Source organism: Phyllobacterium myrsinacearum (genome assembly GCF_014138285.1).
Taxonomy (GTDB): Bacteria; Pseudomonadota; Alphaproteobacteria; order Rhizobiales; family Rhizobiaceae; genus Phyllobacterium; species Phyllobacterium myrsinacearum_A.
The window spans coordinates 193,847-220,594 of sequence record NZ_JACGXN010000007.1 but is presented as its reverse complement, the minus strand read 5'-3'; the positions used below and the strand labels follow the sequence as shown (position 1 = coordinate 220,594).

Below are 26,748 nucleotides of genomic sequence, written 5' to 3'. Positions count from 1 at the left end.
GAACCTTTTTGGCCACCATCAGGCCGACTTGGCGATCCGGTCGAATTCCAGCAGCTTCTCCAGAAGCCTCGGCATCTGGTCGAGCGGCACCATGTTCGGGCCGTCGGATGGTGCATTGTCCGGGTCCTGATGTGTTTCGATGAACAGACCGGCGACACCGACGGCAACGGCTGCACGTGACAGAGTTTCCACGAACTCGCGCTGCCCGCCGGTCGAGCCGCCCTGTCCGCCCGGCTGCTGCACCGAATGGGTGGCATCGAAAATGACCGGTGCACCGAATCCTGCCATGATCGGCAGCGAGCGCATGTCAGACACCAGTGTGTTGTAGCCGAACGACGCACCACGCTCGGTGACCATCACATTCGGATTGCCGCTTTCCGTTACCTTGGCAATGACATTCTTCATGTCCCAGGGTGCCAGGAACTGCCCCTTCTTGATGTTGACCACCTTGCCTGTGTTGGCCGCAGCAATCAGCAAATCTGTCTGACGGCAGAGAAATGCGGGGATCTGCAGCACATCGACGACTTCGCCCAGAATTGCGCATTGCTCTTCCGTATGGACGTCAGTCAAAGTTGGGAGGCCAAACTCCTTTTTGATATCGGCAAAAACCGGAAGCGAATTCTCCAGACCAAAGCCGCGCTTGCCCGTCAGAGACGTGCGGTTCGCCTTGTCAAAACTTGATTTATAGACCAGTCCGATGCCGAGCTTGCCTGTGAGTTCCTTCAACGCGCCGGCCATATCAAACGCGTGCTGGCGGCTCTCCATCTGGCAAGGTCCCGCGATCAGCGAAAACTGAGCAGTGTTGGAAAAGGCAACCGAGCCGGCGGATACTGTAGAATTCAGGGACATCAGGAAGCCTCAAATACAATGGCAGCGCCCTGTCCCGGTGCCTTATGCACAATGAGGCGGGAGCCGCGCTTTTCAGTGGAGATATTGTTGTTGGCGAGCAGAGTTTCAACCGCAGCCAGATCGCGGACACCGACGACGAACGCCTGCAAGCGCAAACCGCGCTCATTTTCTGATGTATTCAGACCGAAGAATGATCGAAGACCTGCGGGCGTCAGGACGGTGATATTGGCATTGGAGGCACGGATATCCATGCCAAATGAATGGGCATTGACGTCGCGTTGGTTGACGAGTTCCTGCAAGGGATACTGAAAATCCGTCGGATTGACTTCCGAAAGCACGATCTCGCGCAGGCCAATCGCACCATTCCGGTGGGTTTGAAGCGCCGTACGATCTACTTTCGGCGCATTCACGCGCTCGCAGGTAAAGAAAAATGCATCAGGTGCCCGCAGATCGGCGGCGAAGGCAAGACGAAAACCCGCCACTCCTTCTGCACCATCGGGCGTTTTGAAGCCACGCGAAAATTCCAGCATCCGGCCCGCAGAAATTCCCGATTGCACAAACGCATCGTGATCTGCCCTTGCATCCTGCGTTCCCATGACCAAGGCAGAAAAACCCTCCTGCCCCTGACGGAAACGATAGGCCTGATCACGGGCAACGAAGACATTGCCGTTGCGCGCCTCGGATTCACAGGTCTCGCGCTGGGCAATGGCCAATGGTTCCAGAAACGTGTCATCGCTGAAGAACACGCAGGCGTTTTCGGTGCCGAACGGGTGGATGCCGACAGGTGCAACAGTAAAGCCGAGTGCGTCAAGACGCAGGCGCGCCGTGTCGAGGTCCAAGACAGGCAGAACCAGATGATCGACAGGCCGGGGTGTGCGGGGTGAAATCGTGGTCATGGGGTAAGGGTGTGCCTCAATGCGAACTGCAATTCAAGCCACACCCCTCTTGTTTCAAACCAACCGGCTCTGATCCATTGCCGCCTGAATGAACGAGGCGAACAATGGATGCGGTTCGAATGGCCGTGATTTCAGTTCCGGATGGTACTGAACGCCGATAAACCATGGATGATCGGGATACTCGATGGTCTCAGGCAGAACACCGTCCGGCGACATGCCGGAGAACACCAGACCGCATTCTTCCAGACGGTCCTTGTAGTCGATGTTCACTTCATAGCGATGACGATGCCGCTCGAATATATCCGTTGTGCCATAGATGTCGGCAATCCGCGTTCCGGATTTCAGCATGGCTTCATAGGCGCCCAGACGCATTGTGCCGCCGAGATCACCGGCCTTGGTGCGCTTCTCCAGCATGTTGCCCTTCAGCCATTCTGTCATCAGACCGACAACCGGTTCGCTCGTCGGGCCGAACTCGCTTGACGACGCCTTTTCGACGCCAGCCAGCGAACGGGCTGCCTCGATGACCGCCATCTGCATGCCGAAGCAGATACCGAAATACGGCACTTTCTTCTCGCGGGCGAATTTTGCCGCCAGAATCTTGCCTTCCGAACCGCGCTCGCCGAAGCCGCCCGGCACCAGAATGCCATGCACCTTCTGCAAGTAAGGGGTCGGATCTTCCTGCTCGAATATTTCCGATTCGATCCAGTCGAGATTGACTTTGACCTTGTTGGCCATACCACCATGATGAAGGGCTTCGATCAACGACTTGTAGGCGTCTTTCAGGCCGGTGTATTTACCGACAACGGCAATCGTGACCTCGCCTTCGGGATTGTGGATGCGGTTGCTGACCTCATCCCAACGCTCCATGCGGGGCTTCGGTGCCGGATCGATACCGAACGCTGCCAGAACTTCCGAATCCAGGCCTTCCCTGTGGTAGGCCATCGGAACATCATAAATTGTATCGACATCCAACGCCTGAATGACCGCGGAGGAGCGGACATTGCAGAACAGCGAAAGCTTGCGGCGTTCGGATTCCGGAATCTCGCGATCGGCGCGAATCAGCAGAATGTCAGGTGCGATACCGATCGAGCGCAATTCCTTGACGGAATGCTGGGTCGGCTTGGTCTTCAGTTCGCCCGCAGCCGGAATATAGGGCATCAGGGTCAGGTGAATATAAACGGCACTGCCGCGCGGCAGATCATTGCCGAGCTGACGGATCGCCTCGAGGAACGGCATCGCTTCGATATCACCGACGGTGCCGCCGATTTCGCACAGGACAAAATCATAGTCCTGATTGCCGTCAACGATGAAGTTCTTGATCTCATCGGTGACGTGCGGAATCACCTGAACAGTCGCGCCGAGGTAATCCCCCCTGCGTTCCTTCTCGATGATGTTCCGGTAAATGCGTCCGGTGGTGATATTGTCCTGCTTGTTGGCAGGACGCCCCGTAAAGCGCTCATAATGACCAAGATCGAGGTCAGTTTCAGCGCCATCGTCGGTCACAAAGACCTCGCCATGCTGATACGGCGACATCGTGCCGGGGTCGACGTTGAGATAAGGATCAAGCTTGCGAATCCGTACACGGTATCCACGAGCCTGAAGGAGGGCTGCCAAAGCAGCTGCGGCGATGCCTTTTCCGAGGGAAGAAACCACGCCGCCAGTGATGAAAACATATCGGGCCATGGGCTTATCTCGTTAGTCCTTTGTGAGTGATTTGGCCACAAAAAAATCGGCATGAAAGCCGTTTTTCCCGTCCCAATATTTTTTTCAAACAAACAAAACGGCCAGACGCGATGTCTGGCCGTTTCAATTCAGCGATGAATAGTTCTTACAGTACAACCACTTCCGTGCCAACACTGACGCGGTTGTAAAGATCGATCACGTGATCATTGACCATACGGAAGCAACCGTTCGAAGCGGAGCTGCCGATTGTCCATGGCTGCACGGTACCGTGAATACGGATATAAGTATCCTTGTTACCCTGCGAAAGGTACAGCGCGCGAGCACCCAGAGGATTGCCAGGACCGCCATCCATGCCATTCTCGTACTTGGCATAGTGATTAGGTTCCCGCTGGATCATTTCCTTGGTGGGAATCCAGCGCGGCCATTCGCGTTTGGTGCGGATTTCAGCAGTACCCTTGAACTCGAGGCCTTCCTTGCCAACAGCAATGCCATAGCGGCGTGCTGTGGTGGATGTCTCAACGAGATAAAGGAACTTTTCCTTGGGATCGATAACGATCGTGCCTGGCTTGTAACCTGTAAAGGATACGTCCTGCGGCAAATACTTCGGATCAAGCGAATAATTGCGCTTGGTCGCTGCTGCCGCACGGGCTGGCTTGCGTACCTGGGAAACCTTGGCAGGCTTTGCCGTGGAAGCGGTTGCTGCCGGATCAATGTTGGCACCATCAGCAGGCGTGGCAGCCGTGTTGGCAATGGTCTGAGCGGATGCCGGTCCGGCCAGCGCCAGAACGGAGATTCCGATAAGCAGAGAGCGACGTGAAATCATAATGTTAGTTCCCGGATAGTATGCATGCGCCATCAGCGGCGCTTGCCAGGCCCCCTAGGCCAAACCTGATTATGGCGATATCCGAAGACTGCTTTCTTCTCAATGCAAATCACCGTGAAGAACAGGGCAGACTGATTCTTCACCTGCAAGGGTTGCGGAAGCGCAACACATTTGCTGCGCGTCTGCATAGAATCACTTCTTCAGCCTGTTACTGCGAATTCGGAACAGGATTGGCAGGCTGAGCCGGCGTGACCGGAGCAGATGGCGCTGGCGCAGTTGATTCGGCGGGCGCAGGCGCACCCGAAGCCGGAGCATTTGCATCCGATGCAGGCGGCGTCGTAGCTGGCGCACCCGGGAGCTGATTGAGAATACCACCGCTACCCGCTGGCTGTCCGCCTGTCGCAGGCTGTCCGCCCGTTGTCGCCGGGATACGGTTCAGAATATCCGTCGGGCTTTCCGCATAACGCGACATGATGCCCAATGCCAAAGACGTGATAAAGAAACCTGTTGCAAGAATTGCCGTGGCGCGTGTGAGCACATTGGCTGCACCGCGCGCGCTCATGAAACCGGAGCCGCCGCCAATTCCAAGACCACCACCTTCGGAGCGCTGCATGAGCACAACTCCAACGAGGGCAAGTACAATCAGAAGATGAATGACGATAACGACGGTTTGCATGGGGTATTTTCTGCTTTCTAGGTGTCGGACGCGGCTCTTTACACCGTATCTTGCAATAAACCAAGCCCGTCAGTTGACAGTTTTCTCGGCAGTTCGGGGCTTCTGGTGTGGTTCAGAGCGAATGATATGCTTCACAGATGGCCAGGAAGTCCGTCGCTTTCAAGCTCGCGCCGCCAACAAGTGCGCCATCGACGTTCTCGATACCGAGAAGCTCAACGGCATTGGACGGCTTTACGGAGCCACCATAGAGAATGCGCAGTTTCGCGCCCTCCGCACCAAAACGCTTGACCAGAGCGGCGCGGATCGATGCGTGCACCTCCCGAACGTCGCCGGCAGTGGGCGTCAGGCCGGTGCCGATCGCCCACACCGGCTCATAGGCAACAACGCAGTTGGCTGCCGTTGCGCTATCGGGAATAGAACCGGCGAGCTGTGTCGCAATGATATCAAGTGTGGCACCGGCCTTGCGTTGCGCTTCGGTCTCGCCAATGCAGATGATGGCGACCAGTCCTGCGTTCCACGCGGCGATTGCCTTGTCATGCACGATCGCATCCGTCTCGCCGTGATCCGTGCGGCGTTCCGAATGCCCGACAATAACGTGCGATGCACCGGCATCCCTGAGCATGTCAGCAGAGACGTCGCCCGTGTGCGCGCCGGACTTTTTCGCATGGCAATCCTCGCCGCCAATGTGGAGCGCCTCGCCTTCCACGGACTGGGCAGCGCGGAAGACAAGTGTCGCTGGTACGCAGATCAGCGCGTCGATCGTCTCGCCAATCGCCGAATTCGGCCGGTTGACGATGATCCGCAGTTCATCCAGAGACTCTCCCGTCCCGTTCATTTTCCAGTTACCAGCGACGAGTGGACGGACATCAGGGGTCATTCGGCGTTCCTCAACACGATAGATTTGATGATTTCTCGGTCTTTTGATTGTCTGACTAGCAAATTCACTTGATAAAGCAATCGACACAAGCCCTTCATGACGCTATTCCCCTAAGCAATTCAATTTGAGCCTCATACTGTTACGGTGACTTTCTATGCTCGATTCCTTGCGCGACGTGGCCCAGACCTGGGTAGCCAAGCTGCTTCTTGCTCTTCTTGGCGTCAGTTTTGTTGGCTGGGGCGTGTCCAATACAATTCTCAGTGCCGTCGGCAACGGTTCGGCTATCAGTGCCGGCAGCTCGAAAGTATCACCGGTCGAGTATCGCCTCGCCTATGATCGCCAGCTGGCATCGTTGCAGCAGCGTTTTGGACAGCGCTTCACGCGGGAACAGGCGGATGCCATCGGTGTGAGCAATCAAGTTCAGTCGCAACTTGTAGCCGGCGTCGTGCTCGACGAAGAGGCACGCAAGATGTCGCTTGGTCTGTCCAAGGACCGCCTTGCCCAGCTTGCTGCCGAAGACCCGGCTTTTCAGGGGCCGGACGGCCGTTTCAACCCCGGACAGTTTGACCTCGTGCTGCGCAATGCAGGCATGACGCCCCAGGGTTACCTCGACAGCCGCAGCAAGATTGCGCGCCGCCAGCAGATTGTTGAAGCCGTGGCTGACGGTATCACCGTGCCGAACACATTGCTGAAAGCGGTTGCGACCTACAAGGGTGAATCGCGCACGATCGATTACGTGTCGATGCCGAAATCATTCATCACGGATATCCCGGCGCCCAGCGATGCGGATCTGAAAACCTATTTCGACGCGAACAAGGAAGCCTATGGTGCGCCGCAGTACCGTAAGATCACCTATGTAAAGCTCGAACCCAAGGATATTGCCGACGAGGCTTCCGTATCGCCGGAAGAGATCAAGGCCGAATACGACAAGAACATAGCCCGTTACACCTCACCTGAAACCCGCACCATCGAACAGTTGACCTTTGCCAACGCCGATGCGGCCAAGGCGGCCCATGACAGGCTTGCCGCAGGCACCCCGTTCGAGGATGAGGTCAAGGCCGAAGGCAAGAGCATGAACGACGTGCGCCTTGGCACTTTCCAGCGCAATGCCCTGCCCGACCAGACAATTTCCGATGCGATTTTCAAACTGCAGGCCGGAAATGTGAGTGACGTAATTACCGGCGCCTTCGGTCCGGTGATTGTCCGGGTAACTGCCGCTGCGCCTGAGGTGGTCAAGCCGCTCGCTGAAGTCGAGAAGGACATTCGCGAGACGATTGCCCTCACCCTTGCCGCTTCATCGGTCATGTCAGTGCATGATGCCTATGAAAATGCCCGCGCCGATGGCACGAGCATGGCGGATGCTGCTGCCAAGCAGAACCTCAAGATGGTCACTATTGATGCTGTCGATCAGTCCGGACGCGGGCCGGACGAGAAGGAAATTCCCAACATTCCATTCGGTGAGAACCTTCTGGCCGCTGCTTTCCTTGCCGATCAGGGTTTTGACAACGAACCGCTGAACGTCGGGTCGAACAGCTTCCTCTGGTATGACGTAGCGGGCATCACGCCTGCACGTGATCGCACTCTTGACGAAGTTAAGGCTCGCGTGACGGAAAACTGGCGGACTGCCGAACTTGAAAAGCGCCTCAACGAAAAAGCCGAGGAAGTTCGCAAACGTGTTGCCTCAGGAACGTCGCTCGACGATATTGCCGCGGAATTCAAGTTCACCAAGGAAACCAAACGCGGCATCACCCGACAGTCGAAGGATACCGACCTGGGTGAAGGCGGCGTGGCGTCGGTGTTTGACGGCCCGAACGGCCTGGTTGGCGTCACCGAATCGGCGGCCGATCAATCAAAGCTGATCTTCAAGGTCACGGAATCGATCGAGCCGTTGAATGTGGGACCGGACTCACTCAGCAAGGCCGAGAAAGATTCGTTCACCTCGCGTCTGTCAGATGATCTGCTGGACCAATTGGTCATGCAGTTGCAGACGGTCTACCCCGTATCTATCAACAAAACCGTTATTGATCAGGCGCTTGCCCGCCAGTGATTGCTGTGAGACCTAGGAATGGCTGAACTGAAACGTTTCATCGGCATTGCGGCCGCGGGAAAGGTACTTTCCCGCGAGGAAGCCGTCGAGGCTTTCGACATCATGATGTCGGGACAGGCAACCCCGGCACAAATCGGTGCTCTGCTGATGGCGCTGCGCGTGCGCGGCGAACAGGTCGACGAAATTGCCGGCGCTGTCTCTGCGATGCGCTCGAAGATGCTGACCGTCAAAGCCGTGCCCGGCGCGATTGATATTGTTGGCACCGGCGGCGACCAGTCGGGTTCATATAACGTTTCAACATGCGCGGCCTTTGTCGCCGCCGGAGCCGGTGTGCCGGTTGCCAAACACGGCAATCGCGCCCTGTCGTCGCGCTCGGGTGCGGCCGACACGCTTGCGGCACTCGGCATCAACATCGAGATTGGCCCGGACCTGATCTCCACCTGTATCAGGGAGGCCGGCATTGGCTTCATGTTCGCGCCGTCCCATCATCCGGCGATGAAACATGTGGGGCCCGCCCGCGTTGAGTTGGGCACGCGGACGATTTTCAACCTTCTCGGCCCTTTGACCAATCCGGCCGGCGTTACCCGCCAGCTGGTCGGCGTCTACGCGCCGGAATGGGTTGAACCCATCGCGCAGGTACTCAAAAACCTTGGTTCTGAATCCGTATGGGTCGTGCACGGCGACGGGCTCGACGAAATCACCACGGCGGGCGTCACCAAAGTTGCGGCGCTCGAGAACGGCGCTATCCGAACCTTCGAGATCCAACCGGAAGCATTTGGACTGCGGCTCGTTGATCCGCAGGATCTCAAAGGTGGAACGGCCGACGAGAATGCGGTCTCGCTGCTGTCGGTTCTCGACGGCGCGCATGGTGCCTATCGCGATATCACCCTGTTCAACGCGGGCGCCGGATTGGTGGTGGCAGGCGTTGCGGACGACCTGAAAACAGGCATCGGCATGGCCGCCCATTCAATCGACAGCGGCGCAGCCCGGAATGTGCTAAAGAAGCTCATCCATATATCCAACAGCGAGGCGATCTGAGCATGGTTGATATTCTTCGCAAGATCGAAGCCTACAAGCGTGAAGAGATTGCCGCGGCCAAGGCGCGTCTGACCGTTGACGAACTCAAGGCCCGGATCAGGGATCAGGATGCGCCGCGCGGCTTCCTTGACGCTTTGCGCCGGAAACGCACTGCGAATGAATTCGGCCTGATCGCGGAGATCAAGAAGGCCAGTCCGTCAAAAGGTTTGATTCGCCCTGATTTCGATCCACCCGCGTTGGCGAAAGCCTATGAACAGGGCGGCGCGGCCTGTCTTTCCGTGCTGACCGATGCACCGTCGTTTCAGGGTGCACCGGAGTTTCTGACAGCAGCCCGCGCTGCCGTCAGCCTGCCTGCGCTGCGCAAGGATTTTCTCTTCGATACCTATCAGGTGTTTGAAGCCCGCAGCTGGGGCGCCGATTGCATCCTGATCATCATGGCCGGCGTCGACGATGCCTTGGCCAAGGGGCTTGAAGACACAGCCATGGCACTTGATATGGATGTCCTGGTCGAGGTACACGACGAAGCTGAAATGGAGCGGGCCCTGAAGCTCGCCTCACCTCTTCTCGGCATCAACAACCGCGACCTGCGGACATTCAACGTGGACCTCGCCGTTTCCGAACGGTTGGCCAAGATGGTGCCCGTGGACAAGCTGCTCGTCAGCGAAAGCGGCGTATTCACCCATGCGGATTGCCAGCGTCTTGCCAAATCAAATATTGGAACATTCCTCGTTGGCGAAAGCCTGATGCGCCAGAGCGATGTCGCGGCCGCGGCACACACGCTTCTGCACGGCCCATCGGACCAGCAGACAAGCGCCGCATGACAACCGCGCCCAAGCTGACCCATCTCGACAGCACCGGCGCCGCGCATATGGTGGATGTCGGCAACAAGACCGAGACCGAACGGATTGCTGTAGCCGAGGGTTCAATACGCATGCGTGCGGAGACGCTCGACCTGATCCTTTCGGGCAATGCCAAAAAGGGCGATGTCATCGGCACCGCGCGCATTGCCGGGATCATGGCTGCCAAGAAAACCCACGATCTCATTCCGCTCTGCCACCCCCTGCTTTTGAGCAAGATCACCGTCGATATCGATGCGGATTCCTCGCTGCCGGGCCTGCGGGTCCGCGCCACGGTCAAATTGACAGGTAAAACGGGTGTCGAAATGGAAGCACTTACCGCCGTTTCCCTTGCATGCTTGACCGTCTATGACATGGCAAAAGCTGCCGACAAGGGCATGATAATTCAGGATATTCGCCTGTTGCAGAAATCAGGCGGCAAATCCGGCGACTGGTCCGCAGAAACATCAGACGGGAATTGAACCATGGCAGGCCTTCTTCCGGTTGACGAAGCGCTGCGGCGCATCCTTGCCAATGTCCAACTGCTGGAATCAGAGACTGTAACGCTTGGCGAAGCCGGTAGCCGTGTGCTGGCTGCCGATCTGCACGCCAAACGCCAGCAGCCGCCGTTTGCCGCCTCAGCCATGGATGGTTACGCCCTTCGTGCAGCCGATGTCGTCAATGTGCCTGTCCGCCTGAAGCTTGTGGGTCAATCTGCAGCCGGTCATGCCTTCCAGGGGTTGGTCAATGCGGGCGAAGCCGTGCGCATTTTCACCGGCGCGCCGGTGCCGGAAGGTGCGGACAGTGTGGTCATTCAGGAAAACACTGTTGCCCATGGCGCGGAAGTTGAAATTGTCGAGACGATCGCCCTTCGCCGCAACATCCGCAAGGCTGGCCTTGATTTCAACAAGGGCGATGTCTTGCTCGATGCTGGCCGCCAGCTCGATTCATCCGCGCTCGCTCTTGCTGCATCCGCCGACCATCCGCAACTGTCCGTCATCCGGCGTCCGCGCGTGGCCATTCTGGCGACGGGTGATGAACTCGTCAGTCCCGGCGAACCCTATCGTCCGGATCAGATCATTGCATCCAACAGCTTCGGCCTTGCGGAAATCGTCCGCAATGCGGGCGGTATCGCCATCGATCTTGGTATTGCGGAAGACAGTCTGGAAGCACTGAGCCAGGCATTGGATCGTGCTATTGCCGCCAAGGCCGACATTCTGGTGACGCTCGGTGGTGCTTCTGTCGGCGATCATGATCTGGTGCAGCCAGCGCTGGCGGCACGTGGCATGGAACTGGATTTCTGGAAGATTGCCCTGCGCCCCGGCAAACCGCTGATGTTTGGTCATCTTCAGGGTATGCGCATCCTCGGTTTGCCCGGCAATCCCGTATCGAGCCTGATCTGCGCGCATATTTTCCTGACGCCACTCATTCGTGCATTCATGGGCCTGCCGCATGCGCCGGATCTGCGTGCCGCTGTGCTTGGTGCAGAGATGAATATCAATGACCAGAGGCAGGACTACGTTCGTGCCCGAATCGTCACAAGCGCTGATGGCACGCTGACGGCAACGCCGTTCGAACTACAGGATTCCTCCATGCTGAAATTTCTCGCCGATGCCAACGGCCTGATCATCCGTGAGCCGCATGCACCGTCCCTGCCGGCCGGATCGCCCTGCACCATTCTGATGTTGCGATAGGTTTGAAACCGGACCTCTGGAGTCATGGGTCAGTCCACAACTCCAGAGCGGTATTTGCCTGAGAGCAACCCAAGGCAATCTGCAACTCATATCAAGCGGTTAACCGGTGTTCCTTCCGGTCGCTTTCAGTCACATTGGCAAGATCTATCGCCTTTTGCAACTTAGCCGCGTGACGGAAAGAAGGCTCGAGCGTCGTACCGAGCTTTACGGCTTCGACAAAACGCTGATAGTTGGTTGCCACAGGTTCTACTTCAACCTCTTTCCACGTCGCCGTCTCGACGTCTTCACCAAGGCATACTGACAGCTTTGAACCATCATGGCGATGCACCACCTCAAATGCGCCGTTGTCACCATAGACGCGCAAACGCAACTCATTGACATGGCCCGTCGCCCAGCGGCTGGAATGCACGACGCCAAGCGCGCCATTGGTAAAGCTTACCGTCATGGTGAAGCTGTCATTGGCATCCAGTTCATATTCGCCGATGCGATTGCCTTCCGCCTTATCAAAGGCTTTGAGACGGCAGAAAACCTCGTCGATCTCCGTGTCGGTGCCGTAAACAACGAAATCCAGAATATGTACGCCGACGTCGCCGAGTGTGCCGTTGGACCCATGTTTTTTTGACAAGCGCCAGAGCCAGCGGCTTTCCGTCTGCCAGTCGCCCCACATTTTCGAGACAAGCCAGCTCTGCAGATAGGACGCCTCCACATGCTTGACCTTGCCAATCTGGCCACTCGTGACCAGATTGCGTGCGGCCTGAAGCTGCGCGACATTACGATAGGTCAGGTTCACCATGCCGACAAGATTGGCAGCTTCAACCTTGTCCGCCATTTCGGCGGCGTCTTCGTAATTGGCTGCAAGCGGCTTCTCGCAGAACACGTGTTTGCCGGCAGCGATGCATTGCAATGTTGTGTCGTGGTGGATGCTATCGGGCGTGACGTTCGCTACCGAATCAAACTCGCCCCATGCCAACGCATCTTCGAGCGATGTGAAGGCCCGTTCAATACCGTATTCAGCGCGAAATGCTTCCGCCCGGCCCGGATCGACATCTACCGCGCCAGCCAGCGTTACACCTTCTATTTCAGCGAAATTCCGGGCGTGGGAATTGGCCATACTGCCGGTACCCAAGATCAAGAGACGCATTGGTCCAGTCCTTCAAAATGAATGTGCCGCACGCTGCAACGGGTGACGGCATCGATATGACAGCTGTTTGCGGACGGCCGCGTGAACGGCCATCCTTGATCAGGTCGGACGTCTAGCGGAAACCTTCCTCACCAGATTCATGTAGGCTGCCACCGCGCGCGGTGATGGGCTCGATCGCCTTGTCAACCGGTGTGTTCGGCGCTGTGTTGAGCTCCGGATAGCGGTTGGGATTGTAAGCCCAGTTCACCGCATTGCGCAGCACCAGCCCGACAGTCTCGTCGTGATAAGTCGGATAGGTTTCGTGGCCCGGACGGAAATAGAATACGTTGCCGGCGCCCTTGCGGTAGGTCAGGCCGGAACGGAACACTTCGCCGCCCTGGAACCAGGATACGAAGATTGTTTCGAGCGGTTCCGGCACGGAGAATGGTTCACCATACATCTCTTCGTTTTCAAGCTCGAAATAGCGCGGCAGGCCCTTGGCGATGGGATGGCCCGGATTGACGACCCAGAGCCGCTCGCGCTCGCCGGCTTCGCGCCAGTGCAGCGCACAGGGCGAACCCATGAGGCGCTTGAAGATCTTGGAAAAATGTCCGGAGTGCAGGACGATGATGCCCATGCCTTCCCAGACGCGCTTGGCCACGCGTTCGACCACCTCATCGGAGACATCCCCGTGTGCGCGATGACCCCACCAGATGAGAACATCGGTTTCCTCAAGCACCTTGTCCGTCAGGCCGTGTTCGGGTTCCTGCAGCGTGGTTGTCTTGACCGAGATGTTGCTGTCGGACTTCAAAAGCTTGGCAATCTGGTTGTGCATGCCTTCAGGGTAGATTTCAGCGACGGTCTTGTTCATCTTCTCATGAACATTTTCGCCCCAGACGAGCGTGCGGATGGTCATTTGTGTCTTCCTATTCATTGCATATGCGTGTTGGGAGGATGCGTGTGTTCGGTCTTCAGTTTGACGCTGCCGGCCTGCCTGACTGATCAAAGCGGTGGACATTGTCGTTGATCGGCGAAATGTAGAGCAGTTCGCCGGGCTGCTGGCTTGCAGTTCCGTCCTGTCTGACGACAAGCGGGTCCTTCGCGCCAATATCAATATAGAGATAGGTTTCGGAGCCGAGGTTTTCGGACAGGATCAGCTTGCCGTTCCATGCGCCGTCCTTCGGCCGGATCTCCAGATGCTCCGGGCGAACGCCGAGTGTGTGGGCTCGGTAGGTATCCGCGTGCTTCTCAGTGAGAAAGTTCATTTTGGGTGACCCGATGAAACCCGCGACGAAAACCGATTGCGGCTTTTCATACAGCTCGAGCGGCGTGCCAACCTGCTCGACGATACCATCGCGCAGCACGCAGATCCGGTCGGCAAGCGTCATGGCCTCAACCTGATCATGAGTGACGTAGATCATTGTGGTCTCGTGCATTTTGGCATGCAGTTTGGCGATCTCAAGCCGCGTTTGCACGCGCAGAGCCGCATCGAGATTGGAAAGCGGTTCATCGAAGAGGAAGACTTTGGGGTCACGTACAATGGCCCGTCCGATGGCCACGCGCTGGCGCTGACCGCCGGAAAGCTGTTTCGGCAGGCGATCAAGATAGGCGGTGATCTGCAGCATTTCCGCCGCCTCATTCACGCGCCGCCTGATCTCGTCGGTGCCGCCTTTGGCGAGCTTCAGACCGAAGGCCATATTGTCGAACACTGTCATATGCGGATAGAGCGCATAGGACTGAAACACCATGGCAATACCGCGCTGCGACGGGGTCAGGCTGTTGACCACCTTGTCATCAAAGGCAAGCGTACCGGCGGTGATATCTTCAAGACCGGCAATCAGGCGCAGCAACGTCGACTTCCCGCAACCGGAAGGTCCGACGAAAACCATGAACTCGCTGGGACTGATTTCAAGATCGACCCCCTTGATCACGTCGAACGTACCGAAGGACTTGCGAATGTTATTGAGATGAATAGCTGTCATTTAAGTTACCCCTTGACGCCGCCGGCGGTTAGACCGGAAATGATCTTGCGTTGGAAAATCAGGACGAGAACAACGAGCGGCACCGTCACAATGACGGATGCGGCCATGATCGTGCCCCACGGGATTTCATGTGCGCTGGCTCCCGACAGAAGTGCGATGGTGACCGGCACCGTGCGTACCTCCGTCGAAGAGGTGAACGTGAGTGCGAAGAGGAACTCGTTCCATGCCGCAATGAAGGCGAGCAATCCAGTCGTCACCATCGCCGGCCACATCAAAGGCAGGAAAACCTTTGTTATGATGACCCAGGGTGTTGCGCCGTCGACAATCGCCGCTTCCTCTATTTCGATAGGCAGATCACGCATGAATGTTGTCAGCACCCAGACTGTGAATGGCAATGTGAAAATCGTATAGGAGAAAACGAGGCTCCACAGCGTGTTGTAGAGGCCGAGAAAGCGCACGACTTCAAACAGCCCCGCCAAGACGGCGATCTGCGGGAACATCGACACCGACAGGATGGTCAGCAGCAGGAGCGAACGGCCGCGAAACCGCACACGGGCCAGCGCAAAGGATGCCGTGACTGCTATCAGCAGTGCCAGCAGAACCACCAGTGTCGACACAATGAGCGAATTGAGCAGGTTGCGGGTGAAACTGCCGGCGTTGATGACCGATACGTAGTTTTCCAGAGAGAACGTGGATGGAAAATACTCGACGGTGAACAGGTTGCTGCCGGTTTTGAAACTGGTGATGATCGCGTAGTAGAATGGAAAGACCGCCAGCACGACAATCAGGGTCACAAGCGCATAAAACGCCGTATTCTTGGTGAGATTCCAGATCATCAGCGGTCTCCTCCATCGAGGCGCACGCGGCCTAGCCAGATCGCCAGCACAGTCATCAGGGCAATCACCAGGAAAAGCAGCGTCGATTGTGCCGAGCCATAGGCAAACTTGTCGAACTCGATGAGATTTTCACGCGCCAATACGGACATGGTCTTTGTCTGGGAACTGTTGGGTGTCAAAACATAGATCAGGTCGAAAATGCGCATGGCATCGAGCAGGCGGAAAATGATGGCGACCATCAATGCCGGTTTGATGAGCGGCAAGGTAATGCGAAAGAACTGGCGGATCGGATGCACGCCATCGATATGCGCCGCTTCATATATGTCTTTGGGTACCATCTGCAGGCCCGCCAGAATGAGCAGTGCCATGAAAGGCGTGGTTTTCCAGACATCGACGATCAATACCGCAGTCATCGCGGTATCGGCGCTTGCGGTCCACGCAATCGGCTGGCTGATAAAACCAAGACGCATGAAAAGATCGTTGAGAATACCAAACTGGTCGTTCAGCATCCAGCCCCAGAGACGGGCGGACACGATGGTCGGGATCGCCCATGGAATGAGAATGGCAGCGCGGACAATGCCCCTGCCCTTGAACTCGGCATTGAGAACGAGCGCGACGATCATGCCGAAGAAGGCTTCAAGCGCGACGGAGATGATGCTGAACCGCACCGTATTCCAAACGGCGTTCCACCATGTTGGATCGACCAGGAGGCCTGAATAGATCGTCCGGCCGCTTTTCAACTGGATCCACGAGAAATAGTTCTTGAATCCCACCCATTTTGCCGCGCTCATATTGGTCAGCGAGGCATCGGTGAAGGAGAAGTAGATTGTCCGAAGCAATGGCCAGCCGGCAACGATGGCCAGGGCAACAATCATCGGAATGAGAAACAGCTGCGCCGAGCGGGCGCGCTGGCGCATAAGCTCTGAACGTGCGGTGGAAGGCGTCATATTCGTTTTCCTGCCCGTATGGTTCTGGGTGAAGCGAAAGCGTCAGGCAAACGGTGCGAACGGGGTTCGGGAGGTAATGAACGCCATCCGCACCGTGCCCTTCTGCTGGCAGAGGACTACCAGCTGTCTCCCTTGAGTTCGGTGAGCTTGGCTTCCAGAAGCTCGAGATTTTCGGCAGCGGTGCCATTGCCCGACAATGTATCGTGCACGGCACTCCAGAACATGTTGGACACTTCGTTGTATTTCACCTTTGTCGGCGCCGACGGGCGCGGAACGGCATTTTCAAATACCGCTTTCCAGTTCGGAATGAGCGGCTGTGCCGCGGCGATATCCTTGTCGTCGTACAGCGACTTGATGGTCGGCATGCTGGCCTGCGAAATCGCCCGTGCTTTCTGCTGTTCCGGCGAGCCAAGGAACATGGCAAGTTTGATCGCCTCTTCGGGCGCCTTCGAATACTTCGAAACCGCGAGATTCCAGCCGCCGAGCGTTGCTGCCGAGTTTTGCCCTTCCTTGCCGCTTGGCAAAGGCGCCACGTCAAATTTGCCCTTGATGGCACTGCCGTCGGCACCGGCCAACGCATAAGCATAGGGCCAGTTGCGCATGAAAACAGAATTGCCGGTCTGCCAGACGCCGCGTGCCTCTTCTTCCGTATAGGCAAGTACCCCCTTCGGCGAGATCGTATCGACCCAGCCCTTGGCGCGATCAATGGCGGCAGCAGCATCGGGGTTGTTGATCGAAATCGTGCCGTCAGCCTCAACGACCTGGCCACCGCCCGAGGACTTTATCCATTCAAGCGCGTTGCAGGTCAGCCCCTCATAGGCATTGGCCTGAAAGACAAAGCCATAGATGCCCTTGTTGCCTGCCGTACGCTCGCCATCCTGAATTTCCTTGGCGGTTGCCGCCATCTCGTCCCAGGTCTTTGGTACCGGCTTCTTGTACTTCTCAAGCAGGTCCTTGCGGTAATAAAGCGCCGGTGCATCCGTGAACATGGGCAGCGCGACCAGTTTGCCATCCACGGTCTGGCTTTCGATGATCGAGGGAATATGCTGGTCGATGACGTCTTTGGCGGCTGCCTTCAGATCGAGAAACTGGTCGGCCAGCTGCGGCGCCCAGATCACGTCGGTGCGATATACGTCGATATCGGAGTTTCCTGCCGCTAGCCAAAGGCGATACTGGCCGAAATTGTCGGAACTGTTGGCCGGCATGGCCACAATCGAAACCTTGTTTCCGGTTTCTTTCTCGAACTGATCGAGCTGCTTGCGCAGGAACTCGCGTCCATTGCCGGTATCACCGGATACAATCGCAAGATTGGCGGCAAAAGCCCCCGATGCCAGCAATGTCGTGGTCAAAAGGGTCGCAATAAATGACTTGGCTTTCATGATTTCCTCCCAAAAACCGAAATGGAATCGGGCCCCGGCGCATCGCAATAATGCCAGATCCCCTCTCAAAATTCCTCCTGAAGCGCTTTGGAAATTTCTTGAAAAATAGATATTCAAAGCGCTTTGAGCGAAAAATGACAAAGGCCTTTTCAACTGTCAAGCCGCAAATTGGTGGCAGCCTGTATCTTCGCCATCAAAAATCCTGATAATTCGCAGTATTATTATTGAATAACAATATACTAGTGCGATTTTCCAATCGCGTAAAACCCGCACGCCACCCTGTTGAAACAAGGTCCTGATAACCAAAGATCACAATATTGAGAGGATTTCTCCAAAGCGCTTTGAATTTATGCTCTGGTGATGTTTACTGTTTGGAGTCATATCTGCGCTGCGGACGGGTCATTCCGGTAACCGGAACGTTTCCCCCGCCTGCCTGATTTGGATTATGTACTGGATTGCTTGCCATGAAACTCAAGGAACTGGCCGAAGAACTGGGACTCTCGCAAACGACTGTCAGTCGCGCCCTGAACGGCTATCCCGAAGTCAACAAGGCGACACGCGAACGTGTCAGCGAGGCTGCCCTCAAGTTCGGGTATAGTGCCAATGCCAATGCCCGCCGTCTTGCCATCGGCCGCATCGGTGCGATCGGCATTCTCATGCCGCGCGACCGCAGCGAACGTTTCGGTCCCCACACGAGCGAGTTTTTTTCCGGTCTGGCCGAGCAGCTTTCGCGCGATGAGATGGATCTGCTGATGAGCCCGAGTATCAACAATGATGAGCTTGCGGCTTACAAGCGGCTGATTTCCAGCAAGCGCGTGGACGGTATTATCGTGACCGGCCCTACCCTGATGGATGAGCGTGTCGCCATGCTCACGGAAGCAAAATTTCCTTTTGTGCTGCACGGGCGAACCAACATTGCGGCACCGCACGCCTGGCTTGACATCGACAATGCCGGTGCGTTCCGGCAGGCGGCAACCCATCTGATCGATATCGGCCACCGGCATATCGCGATGATCGACGGACTGAAGGGGCATACGTTCTCCGAGCACCGGGAGACGGGTTATCGTGAAGCATTGCTGGAGCGCGGTATTCCCGTTGATCCGCGTTTTATCGTGCATGAGCGGTTTTCCGACGAGACAGGTTTTCACGAGGCGCAGCGCCTTTTGTCCTATACGCCGCACCCGACAGCCATCCTTGCCGGTTCGATGATGACGGCGCTGGGCGTTTTTCGCGCGATCCGCTCAAAGGGCTATGAACTGGGCAAGGAAGTGTCCGTCGTTGCCCATGACGACGTGTTCCCCTATCTCAACGCCAGCAACATGGTCCCGGCCATGACCACAACGCGGTCGTCAATCCGCTCCGCTGGTTCGCGCATTGCCGAACTGCTGGTGCGCGTGCTCGATGGCGAGCCGGTCGAGAGCATTCATGAGATATGGCCGGTCGAGCTTATCCTGCGCCAATCGAGCGGACCGCCAGTCGCCCCGCGCCGTTGAGACGGCCTACCCGAGTTCGAATGTTGTAATACCAAAAATCCTGTCGAGCGGCAGTTCAGGCGCCGGCCCGCGATACATCCGCGCGGTTTCGAAAACCGGTGTCAGACCATAGCGTTCGCAAAGACCCCGGGCGGTCGCATTGGGTCCGGGAATATCCAGAAAGACCGGCTTATCTCCGGCCTCTGCGGCCAGCGATTGAAAAAGCCCGTCAGCAATCTCTGCTGTTTCGGCGAACAACGGACCAATCTTGTAGCCCTGCCGGCATTCACGCACGACGCCGTATCCCGCAATCCTGCCATCCACAATCCAGGCCATTCCCTGCCTCGACGCACACAACCCCAGCCACGCACGAATGAAAGAACTGCGGGGCTCAGGATTAAATCCGCTGTCGTAGGCTGACACGGCATCGGTCAGCCCCCCATCAATGGCAACTATCTCTTTGTTTTTGGGCGCCGCACAGTTTGGAACACCCCCAAAACGGTAATTCGCGTGGGCATAGGCGAACCCGGATTTGCGGTAATTCTCCTGCTGGGCAATGACACCGTCGAGACCGATGGTCTGCCCCGCAAATCCGTTCAGTACACTCTGCCAGAGTGTCCACCCCAAACCCTGGCCGCGCCATTGCGGGTGAACCATATAGAAACCGAGGAAAGCGTAATTGCGCCCATAACGCACCAGTGAGATCGCCGCCGCCAGTTCACCGTTGATCTCCAGTACATGATAGCCGTCAGGGTCGCTGGCCCAGAATACGCCCGCATCATCCAAGCCGGGATTCCAGCCCTCGGCCGCCGCCCAGTCGATGATGGTGGCAATATCCGGGCGACCGGCGATTCTTGTGATGGATGTCATCCTGCATGACCTGGGATCGGGACTCAGTAATGTGGCCGAAATGGTATGAGGCCATTTGCTCGGATACAAGGAGCAAAGGCGATGGCAATGTGGTTCATTCTCGGGCCTTTGCAACGAAGTAGCCGGGTAAATGGAGCCGCTCGGCTCGGGAAGTGCCCTCGCCCTTTGCATCTCTCCTCGCATTCTTTGCCGTTTCAGGCGCCATTTCCGCGTACAACGCTACCGACGCGCCTTTCCGCGGTGAGGAACACAATCGGTCTTCTTCATAGGATGCAACGGAATATTAAGCACTTGTAGAACAATGCTGGAACAGATAGTGTTTGTTCTGGGTTTGTTTTTCCGATTCCCTGCTAAAGGATCGCCGATGCTCACGCGTAAACAACATGAACTTCTTCTCTTCATTCACGAGCGTCTGAAGGAGACAGGCATTCCGCCATCCTTCGACGAAATGAAGGATGCGCTGGATCTGGCCTCCAAATCCGGCATTCACCGGCTGATCACTGCGCTGGAAGAGCGCGGCTTCATTCGCCGGCTTGCCAATAGGGCACGCGCGCTGGAAGTCCTGCGGCTGCCGGACTCCATAGCTCCAGGGCTTAACGCTCAGAGAAAATTTGAACCAAGCGTGATCGAAGGCAGTCTCGGGCGCAACGTTGCCCCGCCAAAGCAGCAGCCGCGCGCCTCCAATGATATGGATATGCCTGCCAATGTAAGCATTCCCGTCATGGGCCGGATCGCCGCCGGTGTGCCGATCTCCGCCATCCAGAATCAGACCCACATGCTGAGCCTTCCGCCTGATATGATCGGTAGCGGCGAACATTACGCGCTTGAGGTCAAGGGCGACTCGATGATCGAGGCCGGTATTTTTGACGGCGATACCGTGGTCATCAAGCGTGGTGACACCGCAAGTCCCGGTGAAATCATCGTGGCACTTGTCGATGACGAAGAAGCGACGCTGAAGCGTTTTCGCCGCAAGGGCGCCTCGATTGCACTGGAAGCAGCCAATCCTGCCTATGAAACACGCATTTTCGGACCGGATCGCGTGCGGGTACAGGGCAAGCTTGTCGGACTGATCCGACGCTACTGATCCGCTTCAGCATCCCGTCCGGAATTGGTCGGGATGTCCTTGGCAGGTTGAGAATTGCGGTTGCGTTCCGGCAGGTTGCGTGCCGCATTCGAATGAATGCGATACGTGTTCCATGGCCGCTCGGGTGGCCCTATTGCATAGGTCAAATCAGCTGACAGCAGTCTTTGATTCACGATTTCCTCCACTTTTGCGGTATCGGACAGATCGTCCTGCCCTTGTTTGATGGAGCCGAACCTGATCTCGGCGGCGCCGTGCAGAGCCAAATCCCGCCGCGAAATCACCATTGCACCGGGTGCCTCGCAATCGCTCTGCGCATCGGCAAACCCCAGGACAACAATATGAGCCTCGCTGCAGGCAGCATGCTTTTGCGTAGGGTCATCCGTATAGGCGATGATAAGGCCGCCCGGTTCGCGGGCGATGCAGAGCTTGTTGGCGCATTCAAAAGCCCCCTCTACCGGTTTTTTGCCTCCATCCATGGGCTTGACGATCTGTTCAAGCCCATAGCCCTGCAGCCAGTTGTTCAAGGAGAAGGTACCGCCCTGTGCGCGATTGATCATCAGCACAGCTCCATTGCGCACACCGACCAGCCTGCCATCCTCGGACAGGACGATATCCGGCGGGACTGTCCGCGCCATCATCAATACTGCGGCAACAACGAGTGGCAGGGCGCAAAGACGCAACCACGACGATAGAAGCAGCAGGATTACAAGCGCTCCGCTCATGAGGATCAGGCTGAGCTGCGGCATGGGGCCGAGATTGCCTGAGGGCGAGAGTGCGGCAACATGGCTGGCGATGAAAACCACAAGCTCGATGCCACGCTGCATGATAGCGAATGGCAGAAAATCCAGATCGAAAGGCATGAGCAGGAGTGCCAGAACAGCAAAGGGCATGACAAGAACAGAGACCACCGGCAATGCAAAGGCATTGCCGATCAATCCGAGTGGTGCTGTGTTGTTGAAGTGGTAGGCGGCAAAGATAGCGCTGGCGGAGCCCGCGACCAGAGAGGTCAGAGCAGCATTGCTGATATGATCGCCAATCCTGCCCGGCAGTTGCAGCAGCATGTGGTTGCCGCGTGGACGCTTGCCGTTCCTGCCGGCCTTACGCGGTGACCACCAGCCGTAAAACGCAATCAACGCAGCAGTCGCCGAGTAGGACATCTGGAAACTTGGTCCCATGAGTTCGTGCGGCGCGACGCCGATCGTCACCAAGGCCGCCAATGCCACGTTACGCAGTGACAATGCCGCGCGGTCTGCAGTCATGGCGATGAGCATGACGCCAAGCATGATAAAACTCCGCTGGGCAGCCACGTCGATACCCGAGAGCAAGAGATAGAATGCCGACGCTGAAAGTGCCGCGCACGCCGAAAACTTCTTGATGGGATATCGCGCTGCAAACTCCGGGAAGAACGCCATGCAAGCACGCAAGGAGCCGATAACTATCCCTGCCACGAGCGCCATGTGAAACCCTGAAATGGACAGGATGTGCGACAGGCCGCTCAATCGCATGGCGTTGTTCGTGGCTTCGCTGATGCCATCGCGCTGTCCGGTGATGAGTGAGGCAGCGATCGCTCCCGTTTCTCCCGGGATATGACCAAGGATACGATCGGTCAGTGCCTGACGCATGCCGGCGATCATGAACAGCATTCTGGTTGCCGCATCTGGCGGTTCCGCGAGGTGAACCGCTTCAGGTTTGCCGAGAAAGAAACCACTCCCGCCGATACCGCGATAGTAGTTGTGGAAGGCAAAGTCGTAATTGCCGGGTCGTACCGGGCCAGACTGCGGGCGCAGATGTACCAGACCGCTCAACCCGGAGCCGATATCAGCATCCAATGGTAAGGCGCGGACTGAAACAACGAGCCGCGCGGGTGCATAACGCAGTTGCGGCCGTTCCGTGGCCACAACATCCATCGTCACACGCCAGCCACCGCGCTCGGCACGATTGATCGCGACAATGCGTCCGGTCAGGCGGGTGGTGACGCCGGAGCCAAGCATGGGCGTATCCAGACGCAGTGTTTCCAGCTTGGCGCATACCATGCCTATGACAATCAACAGGGCCATGGAAAGCCAAACACCGGTCAAGTATCGCTCCCGCGCCCGAAGTTTGAACCCCGCAAGTGCGGTCAATCCGAAAAGTATGGCACTTAGCCTCGGTTCCGACGGCAGGCTGAAATAGAGGACGGCACCGCTTCCGGCAAAGACGGGTGTGAAGAGGAAAAAGTTGCCGCGATCATATTCCCGGCTGAATGCCATAGAGATCGCCACAAAGAGCAAGCGCACCGGATTGTGCCCCTGACCTATTGTCCGACGCAGCTTTGCGGAAAGACTCACGCTTTGCCGAAAGACAGCAGCACCCGGAGGTATTTGAGTCACAATATCCGGCTCATCGTCCGGCAGACGATCAAAAAAATGCCGTTCACTCGTTTGTGTACCGGTGACTGACCCCTGCATTTGCCTCCAATTCTGCCAATGCCCTTGCACGACAGCGCTCCTATGCTACATCAACGCCAGATCAAATCGATTGGATGTTAGGCTAATGGCCGAGACGTCTGTTGGAGTACTTATGTCGTCACCTGTTGTTACGCGCTTTGCACCCTCCCCGACCGGATACCTCCATATTGGCGGTGCCCGGACGGCCCTGTTCAACTGGCTCTATGCCAAGCATACGGGCGGCAAGATGCTGCTGCGCATCGAAGACACCGACCGCGAACGCTCGTCTGAGGCGGCCGTCACAGCCATTCGTGATGGTTTGAAGTGGCTGGGTCTCGATTGGGATGGCGATGCCGTGTCGCAGTATGAGCGGGCGCCCCGTCACCGGGAAGTCGCCGAAGAGCTCGTGACCAGGGGCAAAGCCTATTATTGCTATGCGTCACCGGCAGAGCTTGAGGAAATGCGGGAAAAGGCCCGTGCCGAGGGCCGTCCACCCCGTTATGACGGCCGCTGGCGCGATCGCGACCCGAAGGAAGCCCCTGAGGGCGTCAAACCGGTTATCCGCATCAAGGCACCGCAGGACGGCGAAACGCTGGTGCGCGACCTCGTGCAGGGCGATGTACGCTTTCCCAACAAGGATCTCGATGACTTCATCATCCTGCGTTCCGACGGCAATCCGACCTATATGCATGCCGTCGTGGTCGATGATCATGATATGGGCGTCACTCACATCATCCGTGGCGACGATCATTTGACCAACGCGGCACGACAGGCAGTCATCTATGATGCCATGGGCTGGGATATCCCAGTCATGGGCCATATTCCGCTGATCCACGGTGCGGACGGTGCAAAGCTGTCCAAGCGTCACGGCGCACTCGGCGTCGAGGCCTATCGCGCCATGGGCTATCTGCCCGCCGCTTTGCGCAACTATCTCGTACGCCTCGGCTGGAGCCACGGTGATGACGAGATCATGTCCGATGCGCAGATGATCGAGTGGTTCGAAATTTCCGATATCAATCGCGGCGCGTCGCGTTTCGACTTTCAGAAGCTTGAAGCGATCAACGGCCATTACATGCGCTTCTCCGCCGATGCTGATCTGGTCAAGGCCATGATCGATATCCTGCCGGAGATCGAAGGCGGTGCGGACATTCTGTCGCGCTTGAATGACCGGAACCGGCAGCAACTGCTGGCAGCAATGCCTGGCCTGAAGGAACGTGCCAAGACACTGGTGGAACTGGCGGACAGCGCGAAATACCTGTTTGCACAGCGCCCGCTTGCGCTCGACGAAAAAGCTGCAAGCCTGCTGAACGAAGAGGGTTTGGCCGTGCTTTCCGGCGTTCTGCCGGCGCTTTCGGGTGTCAATGACTGGACTGCCGAGGCACTTGATGCCGCAGTGCGGGTTCACGCGGAAAGCACTGGTCTGAAACTCGGCAAAATCGCTCAGCCCTTGCGTGCTGCATTGACGGGAAGAGCAACATCTCCGGGTGTTTTCGACGTTCTGGCGGTCCTGGGCCGCGAGGAGTCATTGGGCCGTATTGAAGACCAGATAAAAGGTTAATCCGTAGCCTCGCCGGTGCATTTTTTGCATTGCAACATTGTGCCGTTCGGCTACGGTGTCGTGCCTGAGAAAATCAGGATAAAGACCTTGTAAAGAGGTCAAGGCTTTGGGCCAGTGTGCTGAACGCAAAGGTCAGAATTTTACCTGCCTGGACGGAACAATCCTGTTTCAAAGGCATACTGGAATATGAAGTAACTCGTGTGCTTTCACTTCCGAAGTTCGACGAGAGTCTACTGCTCAAGCAGCGAACTTCGGAACGGTACACGGGATGTCAGCGGGAGCTGAAGCAAGAAAGGAACGGCAATGTCTGAGAATAGCGTCAACATCGATCTGAATGGTCACGAGTTTGCGTTACCGATTAAAAAAGGCACCATCGGACCTGATGTCGTGGACATTGGAACACTCTACAAGAATACGGGTGCATTCACCTACGATCCGGGTTTTACATCCACAGCCTCCTGCGAGTCGCAGATCACCTATATCGACGGTGACGAAGGCATTCTGCTGCATCGCGGCTACCCGATCGAACAACTCGCTGAAAAAGGCGATTTTCTCGAAACCTGCTATCTCCTGCTTTACGGCGAACTGCCGACAAAGAGCCAGAAGCATGATTTTGATTATCGCGTAACGCACCACACCATGGTGCATGAACAGATGTCGCGCTTCTTCAGCGGCTTCCGCCGTGACGCCCATCCCATGGCTGTCATGGTCGGCTGCGTGGGTGCCCTGTCGGCCTTCTATCACGACTCAACAGATATTTCTGATCCGCATCAGCGCATGGTTGCGTCGATCCGCATGATCGCGAAGATCCCGACCCTGGCTGCGATGGCTTACAAGTACCACATTGGTCAGCCGTTCGTTTATCCGAAGAACAATCTCGATTTCGCAACCAACTTCCTGCACATGTGCTTTGCCGTGCCATGCGAAGATTACGTTCCAAATCCGGTTCTTGCCCGCGCAATGGACCGGATTTTCATTTTGCACGCTGATCACGAGCAGAATGCATCGACATCAACGGTGCGTCTTGCCGGTTCGTCCGGTGCCAATCCGTTCGCCTGTATCGCTGCTGGTATTGCCTGCCTCTGGGGCCCTGCCCACGGCGGCGCCAACGAAGCTGCGCTCAACATGCTCGGCGAAATCGGTACGGTTGACCGCATTCCTGAATTCATCAACCGCGCCAAGGACAAGAACGATCCGTTCCGCCTGATGGGCTTTGGTCACCGCGTCTACAAGAACTACGATCCACGCGCCAAGATCATGCAGCAGACCACCAAGGAAGTTCTCGCCGAACTCGGCATCAAGGACGATCCGCTGCTTGACGTTGCAATGGAACTGGAGCGCATTGCCCTGACCGATGAATATTTCATCGAGAAGAAGCTTTATCCGAATGTCGATTTCTATTCCGGCATCACCTTGAAGGCACTCGGCTTCCCCACCACCATGTTCACGGTTCTGTTTGCCGTTGCACGCACGGTTGGCTGGATCGCCCAGTGGAAGGAAATGATCGAAGATCCGCACCAGAAGATTGGCCGTCCGCGCCAGCTTTACACCGGTGCGGCACAGCGCGACTACGTGCCTGTCGGCAATCGCAAATAAGATCATCCTGCATAGAAAAGGCGCCTTTCGGCGCCTTTTTCATGTCTGCATATGCAGCA

Annotated in this window: 23 protein-coding genes; 9 read left to right on the top strand and 14 right to left on the bottom strand. The window is 56.9% G+C overall.

Annotated elements, in window-relative coordinates:
- Positions 1–18: 18 nt before the first annotated feature.
- The 6 genes from kdsA to tpiA all read right to left on the bottom strand — a co-directional run bounded on the left by kdsA (position 19) and on the right by tpiA (position 5,804).
- Positions 19–852 (bottom strand): 3-deoxy-8-phosphooctulonate synthase, encoded by an 834-nt coding sequence (gene kdsA, locus FHW16_RS20005; protein WP_182551115.1) that lies wholly within the window; start codon positions 850–852, stop codon positions 19–21.
- A complete protein-coding gene (locus tag FHW16_RS20000; protein ID WP_182551044.1) occupies positions 849–1,745 on the bottom strand; it encodes a VOC family protein in 897 nt (298 codons plus the stop codon). Before FHW16_RS20000 ends, kdsA begins: the two co-directional genes overlap by 4 nt.
- A gap of 54 nt (positions 1,746–1,799) precedes the next feature.
- Positions 1,800–3,428, bottom strand: a complete 1,629-nt coding sequence (locus FHW16_RS19995) for a CTP synthase (protein WP_182551043.1) — start codon at positions 3,426–3,428, stop codon at positions 1,800–1,802.
- Between the two features lie 145 nt (positions 3,429–3,573).
- Positions 3,574–4,251, bottom strand: coding sequence for a L,D-transpeptidase (locus tag FHW16_RS19990; RefSeq protein ID WP_182551042.1), 678 nt, complete (start codon positions 4,249–4,251; stop codon positions 3,574–3,576).
- A 208-nt stretch (positions 4,252–4,459) separates the two neighbouring features.
- The gene (secG, locus tag FHW16_RS19985; protein WP_182551041.1) at positions 4,460–4,927 is read right to left on the bottom strand and encodes a preprotein translocase subunit SecG; all 468 of its coding nucleotides are present in this window, start codon (positions 4,925–4,927) and stop codon (positions 4,460–4,462) included.
- Positions 4,928–5,039: 112 nt separating this feature from the next.
- Positions 5,040–5,804, bottom strand: coding sequence for a triose-phosphate isomerase (gene tpiA, locus FHW16_RS19980; RefSeq protein WP_182551040.1), 765 nt, complete (start codon positions 5,802–5,804; stop codon positions 5,040–5,042).
- Positions 5,805–5,958: 154 nt separating this feature from the next.
- Between tpiA and FHW16_RS19975 the strand changes: the two genes are divergently transcribed.
- Genes FHW16_RS19975 through FHW16_RS19955 form a run of 5 tightly spaced genes read left to right on the top strand, consistent with a single transcriptional unit; the run spans position 5,959 to position 11,419 of the window.
- Complete coding sequence (locus FHW16_RS19975) at positions 5,959–7,851, top strand: SurA N-terminal domain-containing protein (RefSeq protein ID WP_182551039.1); 1,893 nt, start codon at positions 5,959–5,961, stop codon at positions 7,849–7,851.
- 18 nt (positions 7,852–7,869) lie between these two features.
- Complete coding sequence (trpD, locus tag FHW16_RS19970) at positions 7,870–8,889, top strand: anthranilate phosphoribosyltransferase (protein ID WP_182551038.1); 1,020 nt, start codon at positions 7,870–7,872, stop codon at positions 8,887–8,889.
- A 2-nt stretch (positions 8,890–8,891) separates the two neighbouring features.
- Positions 8,892–9,710 carry an indole-3-glycerol phosphate synthase TrpC gene (gene trpC / locus FHW16_RS19965; RefSeq protein WP_182551037.1) on the top strand — a complete coding sequence of 273 codons (819 nt, stop codon included), beginning with the start codon at positions 8,892–8,894 and terminating at the stop codon, positions 9,708–9,710.
- Complete coding sequence (moaC, locus tag FHW16_RS19960; RefSeq protein ID WP_182551036.1) at positions 9,707–10,207, top strand: cyclic pyranopterin monophosphate synthase MoaC; 501 nt, start codon at positions 9,707–9,709, stop codon at positions 10,205–10,207. The genes trpC and moaC overlap by 4 nt, the downstream gene beginning before the upstream one ends.
- Positions 10,208–10,210: 3 nt before the next feature.
- On the top strand, positions 10,211–11,419 hold the full coding sequence (locus tag FHW16_RS19955) for a molybdopterin molybdotransferase MoeA (RefSeq protein ID WP_182551035.1): 1,209 nt from the start codon (positions 10,211–10,213) through the stop codon (positions 11,417–11,419).
- A gap of 91 nt (positions 11,420–11,510) precedes the next feature.
- On the opposite strand, the gene FHW16_RS19950 is transcribed toward FHW16_RS19955, so the two are convergent.
- From FHW16_RS19950 to FHW16_RS19925, 6 genes are all read right to left on the bottom strand, one after another.
- Positions 11,511–12,560: a Gfo/Idh/MocA family protein gene (locus tag FHW16_RS19950; protein ID WP_182551034.1), complete on the bottom strand. Its 1,050-nt coding sequence runs from the start codon at positions 12,558–12,560 to the stop codon at positions 11,511–11,513.
- 112 nt (positions 12,561–12,672) lie between these two features.
- The gene (locus FHW16_RS19945; protein WP_182551033.1) at positions 12,673–13,455 is read right to left on the bottom strand and encodes a ThuA domain-containing protein; all 783 of its coding nucleotides are present in this window, start codon (positions 13,453–13,455) and stop codon (positions 12,673–12,675) included.
- Positions 13,456–13,510: 55 nt separating this feature from the next.
- Positions 13,511–14,521, bottom strand: coding sequence for an ABC transporter ATP-binding protein (locus FHW16_RS19940; protein ID WP_182551032.1), 1,011 nt, complete (start codon positions 14,519–14,521; stop codon positions 13,511–13,513).
- 5 nt (positions 14,522–14,526) lie between these two features.
- Positions 14,527–15,357 carry a carbohydrate ABC transporter permease gene (locus tag FHW16_RS19935; protein WP_182551031.1) on the bottom strand — a complete coding sequence of 277 codons (831 nt, stop codon included), beginning with the start codon at positions 15,355–15,357 and terminating at the stop codon, positions 14,527–14,529.
- A complete protein-coding gene (locus tag FHW16_RS19930) occupies positions 15,357–16,304 on the bottom strand; it encodes a carbohydrate ABC transporter permease (protein ID WP_182551030.1) in 948 nt (315 codons plus the stop codon). Before FHW16_RS19930 ends, FHW16_RS19935 begins: the two co-directional genes overlap by 1 nt.
- A gap of 116 nt (positions 16,305–16,420) precedes the next feature.
- Positions 16,421–17,683, bottom strand: a complete 1,263-nt coding sequence (locus tag FHW16_RS19925; RefSeq protein WP_182551029.1) for an ABC transporter substrate-binding protein — start codon at positions 17,681–17,683, stop codon at positions 16,421–16,423.
- A gap of 464 nt (positions 17,684–18,147) precedes the next feature.
- On the opposite strand from FHW16_RS19925, the gene FHW16_RS19920 reads away from it, so the two are divergent.
- On the top strand, positions 18,148–19,176 hold the full coding sequence (locus tag FHW16_RS19920; RefSeq protein ID WP_182551028.1) for a substrate-binding domain-containing protein: 1,029 nt from the start codon (positions 18,148–18,150) through the stop codon (positions 19,174–19,176).
- A 6-nt stretch (positions 19,177–19,182) separates the two neighbouring features.
- On the opposite strand, the gene FHW16_RS19915 is transcribed toward FHW16_RS19920, so the two are convergent.
- Positions 19,183–20,025, bottom strand: a complete 843-nt coding sequence (locus FHW16_RS19915) for a GNAT family N-acetyltransferase (RefSeq protein WP_182551027.1) — start codon at positions 20,023–20,025, stop codon at positions 19,183–19,185.
- Between the two features lie 364 nt (positions 20,026–20,389).
- Between FHW16_RS19915 and lexA the strand changes: the two genes are divergently transcribed.
- Positions 20,390–21,109 (top strand): transcriptional repressor LexA, encoded by a 720-nt coding sequence (gene lexA, locus FHW16_RS19910; protein ID WP_182551026.1) that lies wholly within the window; start codon positions 20,390–20,392, stop codon positions 21,107–21,109.
- Here lexA and FHW16_RS19905 read toward each other — a convergent pair.
- Positions 21,103–23,556, bottom strand: coding sequence for a ComEC/Rec2 family competence protein (locus FHW16_RS19905; protein ID WP_210278206.1), 2,454 nt, complete (start codon positions 23,554–23,556; stop codon positions 21,103–21,105). The two genes, lexA and FHW16_RS19905, sit on opposite strands and share 7 nt — an antisense overlap.
- 112 nt (positions 23,557–23,668) lie before the next feature.
- Here FHW16_RS19905 and gltX point away from each other — a divergent pair, with 112 nt between their 5' ends.
- Both gltX and gltA read left to right on the top strand, forming a co-directional pair.
- The gene (gene gltX, locus FHW16_RS19900) at positions 23,669–25,093 is read left to right on the top strand and encodes a glutamate--tRNA ligase (protein WP_182551024.1); all 1,425 of its coding nucleotides are present in this window, start codon (positions 23,669–23,671) and stop codon (positions 25,091–25,093) included.
- A 303-nt stretch (positions 25,094–25,396) separates the two neighbouring features.
- Positions 25,397–26,689 (top strand): citrate synthase, encoded by a 1,293-nt coding sequence (gene gltA, locus FHW16_RS19895; RefSeq protein ID WP_182551023.1) that lies wholly within the window; start codon positions 25,397–25,399, stop codon positions 26,687–26,689.
- Positions 26,690–26,748 lie beyond the last annotated feature (59 nt).

What these genes read in the sequence shown, in the direction of transcription:
- FHW16_RS20000 (WP_182551044.1), bottom strand. Translation starts at nt 1,745, where the DNA reads ATGACCACGATTTCACCCCGCACACCCCGGCCTGTCGATCATCTGGTT.
- FHW16_RS19995 (WP_182551043.1), bottom strand. Translation starts at nt 3,428, where the DNA reads ATGGCCCGATATGTTTTCATCACTGGCGGCGTGGTTTCTTCCCTCGGA.
- FHW16_RS19990 (WP_182551042.1), bottom strand. Translation starts at nt 4,251, where the DNA reads ATGATTTCACGTCGCTCTCTGCTTATCGGAATCTCCGTTCTGGCGCTG.
- secG (WP_182551041.1), bottom strand. Translation starts at nt 4,927, where the DNA reads ATGCAAACCGTCGTTATCGTCATTCATCTTCTGATTGTACTTGCCCTC.
- tpiA (WP_182551040.1), bottom strand. Translation starts at nt 5,804, where the DNA reads ATGACCCCTGATGTCCGTCCACTCGTCGCTGGTAACTGGAAAATGAAC.
- FHW16_RS19975 (WP_182551039.1), top strand. Translation starts at nt 5,959, where the DNA reads ATGCTCGATTCCTTGCGCGACGTGGCCCAGACCTGGGTAGCCAAGCTG.
- trpD (WP_182551038.1), top strand. Translation starts at nt 7,870, where the DNA reads ATGGCTGAACTGAAACGTTTCATCGGCATTGCGGCCGCGGGAAAGGTA.
- trpC (WP_182551037.1), top strand. Translation starts at nt 8,892, where the DNA reads ATGGTTGATATTCTTCGCAAGATCGAAGCCTACAAGCGTGAAGAGATT.
- moaC (WP_182551036.1), top strand. Translation starts at nt 9,707, where the DNA reads ATGACAACCGCGCCCAAGCTGACCCATCTCGACAGCACCGGCGCCGCG.
- FHW16_RS19955 (WP_182551035.1), top strand. Translation starts at nt 10,211, where the DNA reads ATGGCAGGCCTTCTTCCGGTTGACGAAGCGCTGCGGCGCATCCTTGCC.
- FHW16_RS19950 (WP_182551034.1), bottom strand. Translation starts at nt 12,560, where the DNA reads ATGCGTCTCTTGATCTTGGGTACCGGCAGTATGGCCAATTCCCACGCC.
- FHW16_RS19945 (WP_182551033.1), bottom strand. Translation starts at nt 13,455, where the DNA reads ATGACCATCCGCACGCTCGTCTGGGGCGAAAATGTTCATGAGAAGATG.
- FHW16_RS19940 (WP_182551032.1), bottom strand. Translation starts at nt 14,521, where the DNA reads ATGACAGCTATTCATCTCAATAACATTCGCAAGTCCTTCGGTACGTTC.
- FHW16_RS19935 (WP_182551031.1), bottom strand. Translation starts at nt 15,357, where the DNA reads ATGATCTGGAATCTCACCAAGAATACGGCGTTTTATGCGCTTGTGACC.
- FHW16_RS19930 (WP_182551030.1), bottom strand. Translation starts at nt 16,304, where the DNA reads ATGACGCCTTCCACCGCACGTTCAGAGCTTATGCGCCAGCGCGCCCGC.
- FHW16_RS19925 (WP_182551029.1), bottom strand. Translation starts at nt 17,683, where the DNA reads ATGAAAGCCAAGTCATTTATTGCGACCCTTTTGACCACGACATTGCTG.
- FHW16_RS19920 (WP_182551028.1), top strand. Translation starts at nt 18,148, where the DNA reads ATGAAACTCAAGGAACTGGCCGAAGAACTGGGACTCTCGCAAACGACT.
- FHW16_RS19915 (WP_182551027.1), bottom strand. Translation starts at nt 20,025, where the DNA reads ATGACATCCATCACAAGAATCGCCGGTCGCCCGGATATTGCCACCATC.
- lexA (WP_182551026.1), top strand. Translation starts at nt 20,390, where the DNA reads ATGCTCACGCGTAAACAACATGAACTTCTTCTCTTCATTCACGAGCGT.
- FHW16_RS19905 (WP_210278206.1), bottom strand. Translation starts at nt 23,556, where the DNA reads ATGCAGGGGTCAGTCACCGGTACACAAACGAGTGAACGGCATTTTTTT.
- gltX (WP_182551024.1), top strand. Translation starts at nt 23,669, where the DNA reads ATGTCGTCACCTGTTGTTACGCGCTTTGCACCCTCCCCGACCGGATAC.
- gltA (WP_182551023.1), top strand. Translation starts at nt 25,397, where the DNA reads ATGTCTGAGAATAGCGTCAACATCGATCTGAATGGTCACGAGTTTGCG.